General features: G+C 61.7%; 11 protein-coding genes and 8 tRNA genes. 3 read left to right on the forward strand and 16 right to left on the reverse strand.

Annotation, left to right across the window (positions count from 1 at the left end; all coding sequences use genetic code 11):
• Position 1: 1 nt before the first annotated feature.
• The 7 genes from DMP11_RS09330 to DMP11_RS09360 form a co-directional block, all read right to left on the reverse strand.
• A complete protein-coding gene (locus DMP11_RS09330; protein ID WP_123186223.1) occupies positions 2-484 on the reverse strand; it encodes a ribosome maturation factor RimP in 483 nt (160 codons plus the stop codon).
• Between the two features lie 247 nt (positions 485-731).
• Positions 732-806, reverse strand: a tRNA-Val gene (locus tag DMP11_RS09335).
• Positions 807-880: 74 nt separating this feature from the next.
• A tRNA-Ile gene (locus DMP11_RS09340) sits at positions 881-955 on the reverse strand.
• Positions 956-1,053: 98 nt separating this feature from the next.
• The gene (locus DMP11_RS09345; protein ID WP_123186224.1) at positions 1,054-1,557 is read right to left on the reverse strand and encodes a hypothetical protein; all 504 of its coding nucleotides are present in this window, start codon (positions 1,555-1,557) and stop codon (positions 1,054-1,056) included.
• A gap of 282 nt (positions 1,558-1,839) precedes the next feature.
• Positions 1,840-2,886: a tryptophan--tRNA ligase gene (gene trpS / locus DMP11_RS09350; RefSeq protein WP_123186225.1), complete on the reverse strand. Its 1,047-nt coding sequence runs from the start codon at positions 2,884-2,886 to the stop codon at positions 1,840-1,842.
• A 106-nt stretch (positions 2,887-2,992) separates the two neighbouring features.
• A tRNA-Lys gene (locus DMP11_RS09355) sits at positions 2,993-3,068 on the reverse strand.
• A 77-nt stretch (positions 3,069-3,145) separates the two neighbouring features.
• A tRNA-His gene (locus DMP11_RS09360) sits at positions 3,146-3,222 on the reverse strand.
• A gap of 257 nt (positions 3,223-3,479) precedes the next feature.
• Here DMP11_RS09360 and DMP11_RS09365 point away from each other — a divergent pair.
• From DMP11_RS09365 to DMP11_RS09375, 3 genes are read left to right on the forward strand one after another with little or no spacing between them, the layout of a single operon-like run.
• Entirely contained in the window at positions 3,480-3,851 is a 372-nt protein-coding gene (locus tag DMP11_RS09365) for a GntR family transcriptional regulator (protein WP_123186226.1), read from the forward strand.
• A 34-nt stretch (positions 3,852-3,885) separates the two neighbouring features.
• A complete protein-coding gene (locus tag DMP11_RS09370; RefSeq protein ID WP_123186227.1) occupies positions 3,886-4,770 on the forward strand; it encodes an ABC transporter ATP-binding protein in 885 nt (294 codons plus the stop codon).
• Positions 4,767-5,465: an ABC-2 transporter permease gene (locus DMP11_RS09375; protein ID WP_123186228.1), complete on the forward strand. Its 699-nt coding sequence runs from the start codon at positions 4,767-4,769 to the stop codon at positions 5,463-5,465. The genes DMP11_RS09370 and DMP11_RS09375 overlap by 4 nt, the downstream gene beginning before the upstream one ends.
• Positions 5,466-5,549: 84 nt before the next feature.
• Here the strand turns inward: DMP11_RS09375 and DMP11_RS09380 are convergent.
• The 9 genes from DMP11_RS09380 to DMP11_RS09420 form a co-directional block, all read right to left on the reverse strand.
• Positions 5,550-5,625: transfer RNA gene (locus DMP11_RS09380), tRNA-Gly, on the reverse strand.
• A 15-nt stretch (positions 5,626-5,640) separates the two neighbouring features.
• A tRNA-Cys gene (locus DMP11_RS09385) sits at positions 5,641-5,714 on the reverse strand.
• A 64-nt stretch (positions 5,715-5,778) separates the two neighbouring features.
• Positions 5,779-5,854: transfer RNA gene (locus tag DMP11_RS09390), tRNA-Gly, on the reverse strand.
• A 92-nt stretch (positions 5,855-5,946) separates the two neighbouring features.
• Complete coding sequence (locus DMP11_RS09395) at positions 5,947-7,506, reverse strand: NYN domain-containing protein (protein ID WP_214646981.1); 1,560 nt, start codon at positions 7,504-7,506, stop codon at positions 5,947-5,949.
• A gap of 123 nt (positions 7,507-7,629) precedes the next feature.
• Positions 7,630-9,678: a Na+/H+ antiporter gene (locus tag DMP11_RS09400; RefSeq protein ID WP_123186229.1), complete on the reverse strand. Its 2,049-nt coding sequence runs from the start codon at positions 9,676-9,678 to the stop codon at positions 7,630-7,632.
• Positions 9,679-9,744: 66 nt separating this feature from the next.
• A tRNA-Val gene (locus DMP11_RS09405) sits at positions 9,745-9,819 on the reverse strand.
• Between the two features lie 124 nt (positions 9,820-9,943).
• The gene (gene argS / locus DMP11_RS09410; RefSeq protein ID WP_123186230.1) at positions 9,944-11,671 is read right to left on the reverse strand and encodes an arginine--tRNA ligase; all 1,728 of its coding nucleotides are present in this window, start codon (positions 11,669-11,671) and stop codon (positions 9,944-9,946) included.
• 299 nt (positions 11,672-11,970) lie between these two features.
• Positions 11,971-13,617 (reverse strand): YfcC family protein, encoded by a 1,647-nt coding sequence (locus tag DMP11_RS09415; protein WP_123186231.1) that lies wholly within the window; start codon positions 13,615-13,617, stop codon positions 11,971-11,973.
• A 330-nt stretch (positions 13,618-13,947) separates the two neighbouring features.
• Positions 13,948-14,357, reverse strand: a 410-nt coding sequence (locus DMP11_RS09420; RefSeq protein WP_456291053.1) for an amino acid kinase family protein, incomplete at its 5' end; no start/stop codon positions are given.

A 14,357-nucleotide genomic window follows, 5' to 3' on the forward strand; every position in this document is an offset into this window, starting at 1 on the left:
GTTAGTTCCTTTCCGATTTCTTGAAATCCACCTTGCCCACCGTATGGGCGCTCTTTATGCCGTTGATGGGAAGCGAAACCTGCGTTCCGTCCTCAAGGTTCACCAATACGTTTTCCCCCTCGATGCCCGCCAGCACGCCGCTGAAGCGGCTGCGGCCGTCCACCAGGGCGGTTTTCACCACCACGTCCTCGCCGGCGAAGCGGGCGAAGTGCTGGGGGGTGCGCAGCGGCCGGTCGATGCCCGGCGAGGACACCTCCAGCATGTAGGCGCCGGGGAACGGGTCGATGCGGTCCACCACATCGTTTATCCACGCCTGGGAAGCGCACAGCGTGTCAAAGCTAACGCCGCCGGGCGTGTCTATGTAAACCCGAATGGTGGGGGCCTTCTTGGCGCCGGTGACCTGGATGGTCACGATTTCGATGCCAGATGCCTCCGCTTGCGGCTCAAGCGCCTTGAGCAGCTTTGCCTCTACAGGGCTCAGCACACCTCTCGCCTCCTTCGCGTTTGCCCACTTTCCCTCTTAAAAAAAGAAAGCGGGCAAAACCCACTTTCCGCAGAGAAAGTATGTCCAATAAACCTAAACGAACGAGATAACTATATAGCACAAGTGCACCGTTTTTCCAAGTGCGCAGCCGCTACCCCGCCACAACCCGTCCATCAGCTGCGGCAAACGGCCGCGAAACCACCTTGCGCAGCAAAAAGGCCAGAGGAAACTCTGGCCTTTGAATTCATGGTGGTCGCTACAGGATTTGAACCTGTGACCCCCGCCGTGTGAAGGCGATGCTCTCCCGCTGAGCCAAGCGACCGAATGGGTACTGCCGAAGCAGCGATTAATTAGTCTAACAAAGCATCAGTGGCAATGCAAGACAAATTTTTCAAATGGTGGGCCCAGCAGGATTCGAACCTACAACCAAGGGATTATGAGTCCCCTGCTCCACCGTTGAGCTATAGGCCCACACAGCTTTGGTATTGTAAATCATCCGCGGCCGCGCGCAATCCTCAATCCCCCAAAGCCCACAAAATGGCGGGCGATCCGCCCGAAGGCCTCAGGGCCTACTTCATGTTGAAGCTGTCAACGATGCCGTTGAACTGGCTTTCCACCTCAGGCGATGCGCCGTCGGGAATCTCGGCCACCATGGCGGCCGCCAGCGTCTCGCCATCTTCGCCGGCCACCAGATAAGCGGTATAGTCAAAGCCGTCGGCGTTCTGGGAAAGCTTCAACCCCTCATGGCCGTCCACCGTGGTTTCGCTCACCGTGCCCACGAACGACCCCTGCAGCGTACGCTGGTAGTCCCCGATGGTCATGCCCGACTTGCTCAAATCGGAAACCGCCACGAAACCGCCGCTGCCGTTTTGGGGAGAGACCACCTTCGCCGAGGAACCCTCTATGCCCAGCAGGGCCCCTTGGGTCATGTCGGACTGCACCCAGGTGGCGGGGTAGTCCAGCGAAGCCGAACCCACCTGCAGCACTTCCGTGCCGGCAGGGGCACCGGTGCAGCCGAAAGCGCACAGCGCCAGGCCCATGCCGGCCAAACCCAGAATAATCTTGCGCATCATCGCCATCGCGTCCTTTCGCAATACCCCCGTCGCGCATCATCGCCAGCGCGGGCCGCCATCCTCGCGGCTGGGGGATGTTTTCAGCGCAAGTATAGGTAGCAAAGGGCGCGGCGGCCGGCGGCACGAGGCAATCGCCAAGCTTTTCCAACCGACCCGTTGAGGGCGGGACACCTTTCTACCCGCCCCGTAAACTGAGGCCCACTGAATCGCCACAAAACGCAAAAGCCCTGGCCGCAAAGCCAGGGCTTTGAAATCAGCGACGGGAAGCAGCGCTTGGGGCGCCTAGTACACCATCCCCATGGCCTCGCGCACCTCTTGCAAAGTGGCGTCGGCGATGGCGTTGGCGCGACGGTTACCCTCGTGCAGCACCTCGCGGATGAACTCCGGTTTCTGCTCCAGTTCGGCGCGGCGCTCGCGGATGGGGGCCAGATAGCCATTCACGCTTTCGGTGACGTAGCGCTTCAGCGCTCCGGCGCCGTCGTTGCCGATCTCGGCCGCGATGTCCTCCTCGCGCCGACCGGTGGTGAGCGCCGCCGTGGTGAGCAGGGCCGACACGCCGGGGCGATTCTCCTTGTCAAAGGTGATGAAGCGCTCGGAGTCGGTCTGCGACTTCTTAATCAGCTTCGCCGTCTCCTCGGCAGTGGCGGAAAGGGCGATGGCGTTGCCGTAGGACTTCGACATCTTGCGGCCGTCCAGACCCGGGATTTCCACTGCGTCGGTGAGCAGGCCCACCGGCTCGGGAAACACCTGGCCGTAGTGCTCGTTGAAGCGGCGGGCGATCTGGCGCGTCTGCTCGATGTGGGGCAGCTGGTCTTTGCCCACCGGCACGATGGTGCCCTTGCAGAACAGGATATCGCAGGCCTGGTGCACCGGGTAGGTGAGCAAAAGCCCGGTGAGGGCATGGCCCGACGCCTCCTGCTCGGATTTCACCGTGGGGTTGCGCAACAGCTCCGCCTCGGTCACCAGCGAAAGGAACGGCAGCATCAGCTGATTTAGGGCCGGCACGGCGGAGTGGTTGAAGATGATGGTCTTCTCGGGGTCGATGCCGCAGGCCAGGTAATCGATCACCATGTTGTGCACGTTGTCGGCAATGTGCTCGGTGTTGTCGCGGTCGGTGATCACCTGGTAATCGGCCACCAAGATAAGGGAAGGCACCCCCATGTCCTGCAGCTTCACCCGCTCGATGATGGTGCCGAAGTAATGGCCCATGTGCAACCGGCCCGTGGGGCGGTCGCCGGAGAGCATGGTGAACTTCTCGGGGTGAACCGCCAACTGCGCCCGCGCCTCATCGCTCATGCGCTTGCTGGCAAGGAAGGTATCGCTGCTCATGGGTTCCCTCTCTCAAATCTGAAGGCGCCGCCTTTTGCCAACGGCTGCCCTTCGGGGCAGGTAACAAAAAAGGCCAGGAGCGCGTAGCTTCTGGCCTCGTGTTTCGTGGTGCACCATGAAGGACTCGAACCTTCGACCTTGGGATTAAGAGTCCCCTGCTCTACCAACTAAGCTAATGGTGCATGTGCTTTGCGCAAAGCGCCTTGATATATTAGGCGAAGCATCTTTCCAATGCAAGACCCATTTTCAAAAGGCGCGCTGGGGTGGCTAATCGGACTCGAACCGACGACCTCCAGAGCCACAATCTGGCGTTCTAGCCAACTGAACTATAGCCACCAAGCGCAAGGCAGAATTATAGGACAGCAATTTGGCCAACACAAGAGAAATTTGCCGCCCGGACACTTTTGCGTAAATTAAGGGGCGAATGGCGAAAAAATATTTTCCCGGTTTTATGTTGACGACTGTGCATAGGTGTGCATATACTGTGCATGTAGCGTATATACACTATTCACGGTTTCACCCCTGCGGGACGCCAAAGCGGTGAAACCACCCCCCCCCGGTGGCCCTGAGCCGCCGCGAAGGAAAGAGGCACTTTGGACATCGTAATATCAAACGGAAGCAGCAAGCCCATCTATGAGCAGATCGTCGATCAGATCAAAGCCGCCATCGTGAGCGGAACCCTGACCGAAGGAGAGCCCCTTCCCTCCATCCGAGCGCTGGCCGGCGACCTTCGCATCAGTGTGATAACCACCAAACGGGCCTACGCCGAACTGGAAGAGGCCGGTTTCGTAAACACGGTGCAGGGAAAAGGGTCGTTTGTGGCCGGCGGCAACTTGGAGCTGCTGAGAGAAGAGCGGATGCGGCAAGTTGAGGAGCTGCTGGGGCGGGCGGTCAAGGAAGCCCGAGCGGCCGGCATTCCCGCCGATGAGGTTCGGGAAATGTTCGAACTGGTACTGGAAGACTAGCCACCGGCCAGCGGCCTGAAGGAGAAAGCGAATCATGAACCACTTGATAAAGATAGAGAATCTGGAAAAGCACTACGACGGCTTTTCCCTGGCGAAGGTGAACCTCGCGGTAGAGCCCGGCACCGTGGTGGGCTTCATCGGCTCGAACGGCGCCGGGAAAACCACCACCATCAAAGCGATGCTGGGGCTCATCGGCGCAGACGGCGGCTCCATCGAACTTCTGGGACAGACGGTGAAGGTGAACTCCCCCATCATCGACCAGCTGAAAAGCCAAATAGGCATCGTGCTGGACACCTGCGCCTTCCCCTCCACGCTGCGGGTGAAGGACGCAGGCAGGCTGGGGCGCATCGCCTACCCCCAATGGGACAGCCCCCTGTTCGAACAGCTGCGGGGGCAGTTCTGCCTCCCCGAAGGCAAGAAGATATCCGAGCTGTCCCGCGGCATGGGCATGAAGCTCACCCTGGCCTTCGCGCTGGCCCACCATCCGCGCCTTTTGGTGCTGGACGAGGCCACCGCGGGGCTGGACCCCATGGCCCGCGACGAAGTGCTCGACATCCTGCGCCAGTTCATGGAGCAAGAGGGCCACGGCATCCTAATGTCCACCCATATCACCTCTGATTTGGAGAAGATCGCCGACAAGGTGGTATGCATCGACGAGGGGCGCATTGTGTTCGACCTGGACAAGGACGCCATCTCCGATCAAGCCGCCATCGGCCGCTGCCGCAAGCAGGATTTCGAAGCCATCGCCGCCTCCGGCTTCTTCCCCGCCGGCGAAATGCGCTTCCAAAGCCACGGCTTCGGCACCGATGTGCTGGTGCCCGACCGCTTTGCCTTCGCCCGCCAATTCCCCGATGTAGCGCTGGACCGCATCAGCATCGAAGAGTACATGACCCTCGTCCTGAAAGGGGAAACCCGATGAAAACCATGATTTACTCCGACTTCCTCTCCATGAGAAGCACCCTGATTCAAGTGGCCCTCATTGCCGTGGTCATCATGCTCGTCATGGCCTTTGCCACCGATTCCCTGGTGGCCTCCAGTGCTGCCATCGTGGCCATGTCCCCCTTCATGTTCCTGTTCTCGGTATCGGCCCTCGACGAGCAGAACGGCTGGGAGCGCTTCCGGCTGGCCCTGCCCCTCAGCCGTCGCCAGGTTGTCTTCGGCCGCTACGCCAGCGTGCTGCTGGCAACGGCGGGCGCCATCGCAGGCACCCTGGCCCTCGCCTTCGCTATCACGGCGGTGGCCCAGCTGATTTCCGGCGGCGACCCTTCCTCTCCCTTGGCTTGCGCAGGCTACGACAACAACCCGCCCACCGCCATCTTGGCCTGCGCCGTGATGGCCGCCCTCGTCATCTTGGTGGGCTGCTCGGTGGCCCTGCCGCTCATCGCCCGCTTCGGTGTCACGAAGGCCTCCCGCTTCATTCCCTTGGCCGTGGTGCTGGTGCTGGCGTTCGGCGTAGGGTTCACGGGGGAACACTTCACCGCAGTAGATTTCTTAGAGGTGCTGGAAAGCGCGAACGCCGTGGCATTTATGACCGTCGCCACCGTGCTGGTTCTGGCCATCTACGCCATCAGCGCCCTATTCACGGTGAAGCTCTACGAAAAGCGGGAGTTGTAAGCGCGCCACTGCCTTACGAAAAGCAGAGCCGCCCTAATGCGGCCCAACGCAAAACGACCGCCCGAGGGCGGTCGTTGGTGTTTATGGAGCGGACAACGGGATTCGAACCCGCGACCCTCACCTTGGCAAGGTGATGCTCTACCAGCTGAGCCATGTCCGCATATGGTGCGCCGTTTGGAGGCGACGCCCGGATTCGAACCGGGGGTGAAGGCTTTGCAGGCCTCTGCCTTACCACTTGGCCACGTCGCCATGTTCACGGCTTCTGTCATTAAAAAGGCCGATCACAGTCAAGCGACCGGCCTTTCGATGACAATGGAGCGGACAACGGGATTCGAACCCGCGACCCTCACCTTGGCAAGGTGATGCTCTACCAGCTGAGCCATGTCCGCATCGCGAAATGGTATGTTACTAAAACCCCCAAGACCGCGCAAGAACTTTTTTTCTAATTGGCGCAATCTCCCATAAACGGCACAAAGCCCCTTTAGGCTTGGTGGTTTTTGGTGAACACGTACACCACCCCGTCGCGCCGCTCTACCCTGAACAACGGTTGCTCCTGCAAGTAGGTGGCCAGGCGCGGGTGTCCCAGGTCCTTCACCTTGAAGTTCTTGAACTGGCTGCGCAACGCGTTGCCCACATCGGCCACGTTCATGCCGGATGCGCCCGCTTTGTCCACGATGGACTGGATGAACGACGCAGGAGTTTGCTGCTTTTGCTTGGGGGCGTCTGCGGCCGGCTTCTGCTTGACGGCGGCCTTCTGCTTGGCGGCTGACTTCGCCGCCGCAGCCGCCTTCTTCGGTGCCTCCGCGGGCTTTTTCGGTTCGACATCGGCCTTCTTCGCAGCGGCCGCCTTCTTGGGCGCAGCGGCCGTCTTCTGGGCAGCAGAGCGCTTCTGCGTCTCAGGCTTCTTCCCGGCTGCGGGCTCCTCCAACTGCGCCTCAGGCGCCATGGGAGCCTCCGCTGCGGCCGCCCCGTCTGCCGATTCGGACTCGACCGTGGCGGCAGGCGTCCGCTCCTCTTCGGAAATCGGCGCCTCCTTGGCCCCGCCGCGGCGGTTCCGACGCACCCGATAGGCCCTCCCCGGCTTGGCATCCGCCTCGGCAACCGAAGCTGGCTCCACATCCGCCTCCGCCGTCGCTTCAGCCTCCACGGCCATCGGCGCGAGCGCGGCTTCCGGCGCGGGCGATGCAGCCTTCTTCGCTTTCGCAGCCACGCCCTCTTGCCCCTTGGGCAGCGCCTTACGGGGCTTTTCCGCCGGCTTTTGAACCGAAGCGGCCTTGGCGGCCTCGGCGGCGGGGGCCTCCTCCTTGGGGGCAGTGCCCTCCGCCAGCTCCACCATCAAATTGTTGCGGTCCTTTTTGATCACCACCCGCGAGAAATCCTCCAGCAACTTCGACAGCAAATTGGTGCCGTAGCTGCGCACATCGAACTCGGGGTAGCGTTTCAGAAGGCGGCTACCCACCTCGCCCAACCCCGTGGCCTTGCCATTGTTGCTGTTGTCGGTGATGATGTCCACCACCGCCTGCTCGATTACGCTGATGGGCAGCGTGGGACCGCTGGCAACGCTGGAATGGTTGCTCTTGTTGTTCTGCACCAAAAGCTCCAGCGTGGTGAACACATCGCAGGCGCGACGGAAGGGAGTGGGGGTTTTCTTCTCCCCCATCCCCACCACAGTAAGGCCGCTTTCCCGCAGGCGGCTGGCCAACCGCGTGAAGTCGCTGTCGGAGGACACCAGGCAAAAGCCCTCCACCTGGCCGCCATAGAGGATGTCCATCGCATCGATAATCATGGCGGAGTCGGTGGCGTTCTTGCCGTAGGTGTAGCTGAACTGCTGGATGGGGGTGATGGAGTTCTCCAGCAGAGCGTCTTTCCACTTCGCGTGCAACGTGAGGGTCCAGTCGCCGTAAATGCGTTTGATGGTTACTGTGCCGTATTTGGACAGCTCGTCCAAAATGGGCTTGATGTACTTTGAGGAAACGTTATCGGCATCGATGAGCAGCGCAAATCGCTTATCGGAGCCATCGTTGTGCATTTTGGGTTCCACCAGAGGAACCTCCTTGCTAAATCGGTCGGGAATCGCAGACGCTGGGCCTGCATCAGATGATAGCGGTTCGCGGCGCCGTTTGCACACAATGCCCCGGAAAGGCAGGAAACCGTTGCCGCTCCCCTACAACCGGTCATCCACGTCCAGCTGCATCAGCACCACATTGTCGCGCAGGCGGCGCACGTAACCGCGGTCGATGGCCCCTTCTTCGTACAGTTCCTGAATCTTTTCCAGCTCCAGCTGACAGGCCAACCGGCGCACGGCAGTGATGTCGGAGGCCACTTCCAACGTAGTGGACACGATGGGCGCCTCGGTGGCCACCAACGAAGACAGCGTGCGCTGGTACTCCAGCAAAAGCCCGGCAGCATCTTCTGTAGGCACCGTGCTACTGGCCACCGCCTCTTCCAGCTTCTCGATAACGTAGCGGGCCACCTGCACCTGCAGCCGCCGCGTTTCTTCGGCTCGCTTGGGCAGGTTGGCCGCCGGAATTTCGTGCACCAGCGCATTCACGCCGCGACGAAACAGCAGGCGCAGGCGGCTGACGAAGCTGTGCCAGCGGGTGGAAACCCGCCCACCATGGGTAAGAAGCCCGCACACCCGCTCCAGGCGGCCCAGGTAGCGATAGGCCACCAATGGGGAAACGGCGTCCTCGCCCAGAAGAGCGTTCACCCGCTCTTCCTCCCAGCTCAACGCCTGAAGCCGCAGCTTCACGTTGGGCTCGTCTTCTATGTCGTTTACTTCCTTCACGTGCTCGATGCGGGCGTTGTAGTTGGCGATGACCGCCCGCACCTCCAGCTCGTTGTCCTTGTTCTGGCGCGCCGTCAGCTCTTCCACCACGCCCCGCAAGATGTCGAGATAGGCGCTCACATCCCGCTGCCGTTGCTCGTCCTCCGATTCCTGAGGGGCGTCATTAGGGGCCAGCAACGGCACCAGGAAGGTGGCCAGCAAAAGCGAGCAGAGGATGGTGCCGCAAGCCAGGAAGATGAGCAGGTCGCGCTGCGGGAAGGGCACTGCCGCCCCCAGCTCGTAGCTGTAGTAGGCGTACAAGGGGATGGTGAACATGATGGAGAGGGTGATAGTGCCCTTGGCACCGGAAAACGTGGTGATGAGGGCGTTGCGCACGTCCCGTTTGCAGAAGGGGCGCTTCTGGCTCTTGGCCCCCACGAGTTCCATGCCCAGCACCCACAAAAAGCGCACGAAGAACAATATAAAGGTGATGCCCAGCACGTAGGCCAGAAGCCAGGGGTTGCTGATAGAGGCATCGTCCCAGGTGCGGTGCATGGCGCTGGGCAGCTGGGTGCCTAAAAGCACGAACACCACGCCGTTCAGGGCGAAGGCCAGCACCTTCCACACGCTGGAGGAAACGATATTCATGCGGGACACGGCCGGCGTCATGGCCCGCGGAGCCACTACGTTCATAAGGCCGGCCACCACCACGGCGATGATGCCGCTCACATGGCAGGCCTCGGCGATAAGGAACACCAGAAACGGCACGAACACCTCAAACAGCACGTGGAAGGTGGTGTTCTCCACCCCGATGTCGCGAACGCGGCGCACGATGAAGCTGCCCAACCAGCCCAGGGCCACCCCCAGCACCAGGCCTCCCACAAAGGAGTACACCAGCTCCACCGAGGCGCCCCACAGCGAAAACGTGCCGGTGATTACAGCCGCCAGCGCGAACTGGAAGGACACGATGCCGGAAGCGTCGTTCAGTAGCAGCTCTCCCTTCAGGATGGCCTTTTGGCGTGCGGGGATGTTGGTGGTGTGGGAAAGGGACGAAACCGCGACCGCATCAGTAGGCCCCAGCGCAGCCCCCAGCGCGAACGCGGCGGCCAACGGAATGGAGGGGATGAAGTAGTTGACGGCAAACCCGATGGCCAGCGTGGTGACCAGCACCAACCCGATGGCCAAGCTCAAGATGGGGACGCGGTACTCCCACAGCGACGCCTTGTCGGCGTGCTTCGCCTCGTCGAACAAAAGCGGCGCGATGAACAGTACCAGAAACAGTTCCGGATCCAAATCGATGTTCACCGCCTGCCCGGCCACCAGGGCCACTGCCACGCCGATGGCGATTTGGATGAGCGGCAGCGAGATGCGGGGCACCAGCTGATCCACCACAGCAGATACCAGTACCGCCGCCAGCAACAGAAGGCCCAGTGTCAGTGCCGCCAAACCCGTCTCCCTTTTCCCTTGCAAAAATAAAAAAGCCGAAGGACCCGCCCTCGGCTTTCAACTTCATGGTGGGCGATACAAGATTTGAACTTGTGGCCCCCACCGTGTCAAGGTGGTGCTCTCCCCCTGAGCTAATCGCCCATGATAGTAGCTGTTTTACATCAGCGGTCGTATATTCTAGCAGAACTGGCGGGCTTGCCAAGAGGCAAATCCGCCAGAGGCTAAAACGTCCAGAAACACCCAAACCGCGCCGAAGCCCGCGCCCTTACATCTTGGCCGGAGCGGAAACCCCCAGAAGCGACAGGGCCAGCGCCAGCACGATGCGGGTGGCGTCCACCAGGGCAAGGCGGGCAGAGCGAAGCGGCTCCTCCTCGCTCAGCACATGGCAGTTGGTGTAGAACTGGTGGAACAGCGCCGCCAAATCCTGGGCGTAGTGGGTAAGGCGGAAAGGCGCGCGGTCGCGGGCGGCCAGGGCCACCAACGGGCCGAACTCGTCCATCTTACGCATGAGCGCCAGTTCGGAAGGATGAGTGAGGGGGGCAAGGTCCACTGTGTCGGGCAGAATCTTGGCAGCCAACTGCCCCATGGTCATCTCCCCCGCCTCGACGGCGGCGGCGTCGGCCGAATCGGCGGCGCGGCGCAGCATCGAGCAGATGCGAGCATGGGCGTACTGCACGTAGTACACCGGGTTGGAGTTATCGCGCTTCTTGGCCACTTCAATGTCGAAATCGATGGGCTGGTCGGAAGAGCGGGACAGCATGAGGTACCGGGTGGCATCGACGCCCACTTCGTCCACCAGCTCTTCCAGGGTGACCATCTCACCGGTGCGCTTGGACATGCGCACCGCTTCGCCGTCGCGGTACAGGTTCACCAGCTGCCCCAGCACAATCTCCAGCGCCCCGGGCCAGCCCCACGCTTCCAGCATGGCCTCGCAGCGCTTCACGTAGCCGTGGTGGTCGGCGCCCCAGATGTTGATCAGGTGGTCGAAGCCGCGCTCCATCTTGTTGTAATGGTAGGCCACGTCGCTCATGAAGTAGGTCATCTCGCCGTTGGCCTTGATCATCACGCGGTCCTTCTCGTCCCCCAAAGCGGAAGACTTGAACCAGGTGGCGCCGTCCTTCTCGTACACATAGCCCTTCGCGTCCATGGCGGCCAGCGAGCGGGAAACCGGGCTCTCGCCCGTTTCGTCCTCCACGTACAGGCTGCGCTCCGAGAACCACTTGTCGAAGTTGGTGCCCATGCGGGAGAGCACGGTGCGCTGGTTTTCCAGCATTTCCAGGTAGGCGATTTCGCGGAAGGCCTTCATGCGCTCTTCATCGCTCATCTCCACGTACTTGTCGCCCTCTTTGTCGATGATCTCCTGGGCGATGTCGGCCACGTAGCTGCCGCCGTAGCACTGCTCGGGCATCTCGTAGTCGTGCCCCAGCAGCTGCATGTAGCGCACCGCCACCGAGTTGCCGAACACGTCCATCTGGGTGCCGTGGTCGTTGATGTAGAACTCTTCGTACACGTCGTAGCCGGCGTGGCGCATGACGCGGGCCATGGCGTCGCCCAGCGCCCCCCAGCGGCCGTGGCCCACGTGCAGGGGCCCGGTGGGGTTGGCGGACACGTACTCCAGGTTGATTTTGCGCTCCCCTTGCGGCACATCGCCCTTGCCGAAGTCTTCCTGGGTTTCGCGCACCAGCCGTACCACGTTTTGCAGCACGGCATCAGTGAGACGGATGTTGATGAAGCCGGGGCCGGCGATGGAAACCTCGGCGATCATGTCATTGGCGGGGATGTGATCGACGATGATCTGGGCAATCTCGCGCGGATTCTTCTTGGCGGCCTTGGCGCAGCGCATGGCCACCGTAGAGGCCCAATCGCCGTTGGCCTCGTCGCGAGGGCGCTCCAGCGCTGCTTCCGGCGCCTGGTCCATGGCCAGCGAGCCATCGGCTACCGAGGCGGCAATGGCCCCGTCCAAAAGCTGTTCCAACGATTCCCGAATGTCCATTCTGCAATCCTTTTCTCGTCATAGGGTTCTCTTGCCGCACGGCCCTTTCCGCCCGGCAAAGTGTTTGGTCGATAACGGAGCATTCTACCACGCAACTCCCCGCGGAAATACCCCTTCCCAGTTGAAGCCCAAAAACAACGGGAAAGGGCGGCCCCCGAAGGAACCGCCCTCATGGCCGCCGCCTCCGCCTTCCCTCCCCCTCTCGCCGCTCGCAAAGGCGATAGGGGGGGCGGAGACGAACGCCGCGGAAATCACCGTTGCCGCTCAGACCGGCAACGGAGCGCAACTGCGGATGCGCGCTACGACAGTATCACCATGGCTGCCGTAAGGATAACCACGCACACCACGCCCAGCACTATGAACAGCTTGGCGCCGAATTTCAGCCAGGTGGTGTAATCCACCTTTGCCAAGGCCAGGCCGCCCATGATGGCGCCGGAAGTAGGAGTGAACAGGTTCACAAGGCCGTTGCCCGCGCTGTAGATCATGACCATGGTCTCCACGGAGAGGTTCAGCTTCGCCGCGAGGCCGCCCAGGATGGGCATGGACACGGTGGCCATGCCGGAGCTGGAGGGGATCAGGAACGACAGCACGATGTAGAGCAGGAAGGACAGCGGAGCGAACACAAAGGGCGCCATGCCATTCAGGGCGTTGGCGGCGTTGTCCAGAATCCAGATGTCCAAGCCGGTCTCGCCCATCAGGATGGTGATGGAGCGGGCCACGGCGATGATCAGCACTACCGACATCATGTCGGCGGCGCCGTTCAGGAAAGTCTTTACGAAGCGGCTCTCGCCCACGCCTCCGATGAGGCCGATGATGAGCGCCATCAGGAAGAACCAGCAGGAAGCCTCATTGAAGTACCACTGGCCAACCGGAACGCCAGTGAGGAAGGAGGACCAGCCGGGGTTCACGGTTTCCTCGGTGGTGAGGGTGCCGTCAACGGTGCCGGAGAACTCAACGGTGGTGGCATCGCCGTCGATGGCGTAGGTGGTGGGGTCGGCCTCGGGGTCGGCCGCGTCGGGAACTGCGATTTCGGAAACCATGGTGGAGTCAACTTGCTCGACGATGGTTTCGGAAGTGGCATCGGACACGAACACGTTCACGCCCAGGTCTTCCCAAGGAATGAAGGCCACAATCATCACCACGAAGGTGAGGGCGAACACCACGAGCGACCACTTCTGGCGGCCGGTCATCTTCGGCTCTTGGGCCGTGTCGTCAGTGGCAGCCTCTTCGGTGGACTCGTTCATGCCCCAGGTTTCCATCATGTCCTGCTGCTCCTGCAGCGAAAGGAAGGTGGAACCCTTGTCGGCCTTCACCTTTTTGGCATAGCGCATCACGAAGATAATGGCGATGATCAAAGAGGTGAGCCAGATGATAAGGCCGAGAGCGATGATGATGCCCTGGTTGACGGCCACGCCGATGCCGGTGAGGGCGTCAACGGCCACGCCGACGGCGAAGGGGTTCACAGTGGAGCCCATAACGCCAACGCCGGCGCCCAGCAGCACCACAGCGGCGCCGGTGAGGCTGTCGAAACCAGCGGCTACCATGGTGGCGGCCAGCAGCAGGTAGAACGGCACTGTTTCCTCGCACATGCCGTAGGTGGTGCCGCCGATGGAGAAGATGGCCATCAGAATGGGGATGAGCCACAGCTCTTTGCCGTGCAGCTTGTGCACCAAAGCGGCAATACCGGCATCCAGGGCGCCCGTTTCGGTGACGATACCCAGGAAGCCGCCGAGAACAAATACGAAGATGCAAACGCCGATGGCGTCCTCGAAGCCCAGGACGGGCGCGGTGACGACATTGGCGATGGTGGCGCCGGTAACGCCCTCAACGCCGGCGGCACCCATGATTGCTGTGATGATGGCCAGGGCCACCAACATGATCAGCAGGATGGAAAACGAAGATATCGAGCGCTTCTTGCGACTTTTTTTAACGTCGTCAGTAGTCATCAATACCCCCTCCTTAACTTGGTAGGATCGTTTCGTCTGAACGCCTCAAGCAGGGTGATATTCAGGGGCCTTGAGGCCCACTGCTCGATTTGCGATTCAACCAAACGCACTTTTAGTCGGAAGCCCTCTGCCCAAGTTTGCGAGCCGGCAGAAGTGCTCCCTTAACTAAACGGCGGAATTCGTTGTTGCGTCTCCGAACCCCGCCGTCGTAGCCCAACAGGAAAAACGGTGCGCCAAAAGACGTCCGGCCCTGGCACACCCGTGGCAGTGCTTGAGTTTCCAGCGCATGGCGAAGGCGAACGTCCCCCGCCGCGCCCCTCGGCCCGGGCCCTAGGCGACGATCTGGGTGCCGGTGAGGCCCTTGAGCCCCTGGGCGGCCTTGTCCAGGCTGGTGATGAGCGCCGTGCCCTCCGGGTAGGCCTCCAGGTACTCGATGCAGGCCTCCACCTTCGGCAGCATGGAGCCGGGGGCGAACTGGCCCTCGTCGATGAAGGCGCGGGCCTCCTCCACGGTCATGCGGTCGACGGGCCTCTGGTCGGGGGTGTTGAAGTTGATGGCCACCTTCTCCACGGCGGTGAGGATGACCAGCATGTCGGCCTTGAAGTCGGCGGCTATCTTGGCGGAGGAGCGGTCCTTGTCGATCACCGCGGGCACGCCGCGGTAGGAGTCGTCCCGCTCGACCACGGGCACCCCGCCGCCGCCCCCGGCGATAACGACGTAGCCGTCGTCCATGAGGTCCT

Source organism: Parvibacter caecicola (assembly GCF_003725335.1).
GTDB lineage: Bacteria > Actinomycetota > Coriobacteriia > Coriobacteriales > Eggerthellaceae > Parvibacter > Parvibacter caecicola.

Bases quoted from the DNA above. Each gene is read 5' to 3' on its own strand.
- DMP11_RS09370 (WP_123186227.1), top strand. From the start codon at position 3,886: ATGAACCACTTGATAAAGATAGAGAATCTGGAAAAGCACTACGACGGC.
- DMP11_RS09415 (WP_123186231.1), bottom strand. From the start codon at position 13,617: ATGACTACTGACGACGTTAAAAAAAGTCGCAAGAAGCGCTCGATATCT.
- argS (WP_123186230.1), bottom strand. From the start codon at position 11,671: ATGGACATTCGGGAATCGTTGGAACAGCTTTTGGACGGGGCCATTGCC.
- trpS (WP_123186225.1), bottom strand. From the start codon at position 2,886: ATGAGCAGCGATACCTTCCTTGCCAGCAAGCGCATGAGCGATGAGGCG.
- DMP11_RS09345 (WP_123186224.1), bottom strand. From the start codon at position 1,557: ATGATGCGCAAGATTATTCTGGGTTTGGCCGGCATGGGCCTGGCGCTG.
- DMP11_RS09375 (WP_123186228.1), top strand. From the start codon at position 4,767: ATGAAAACCATGATTTACTCCGACTTCCTCTCCATGAGAAGCACCCTG.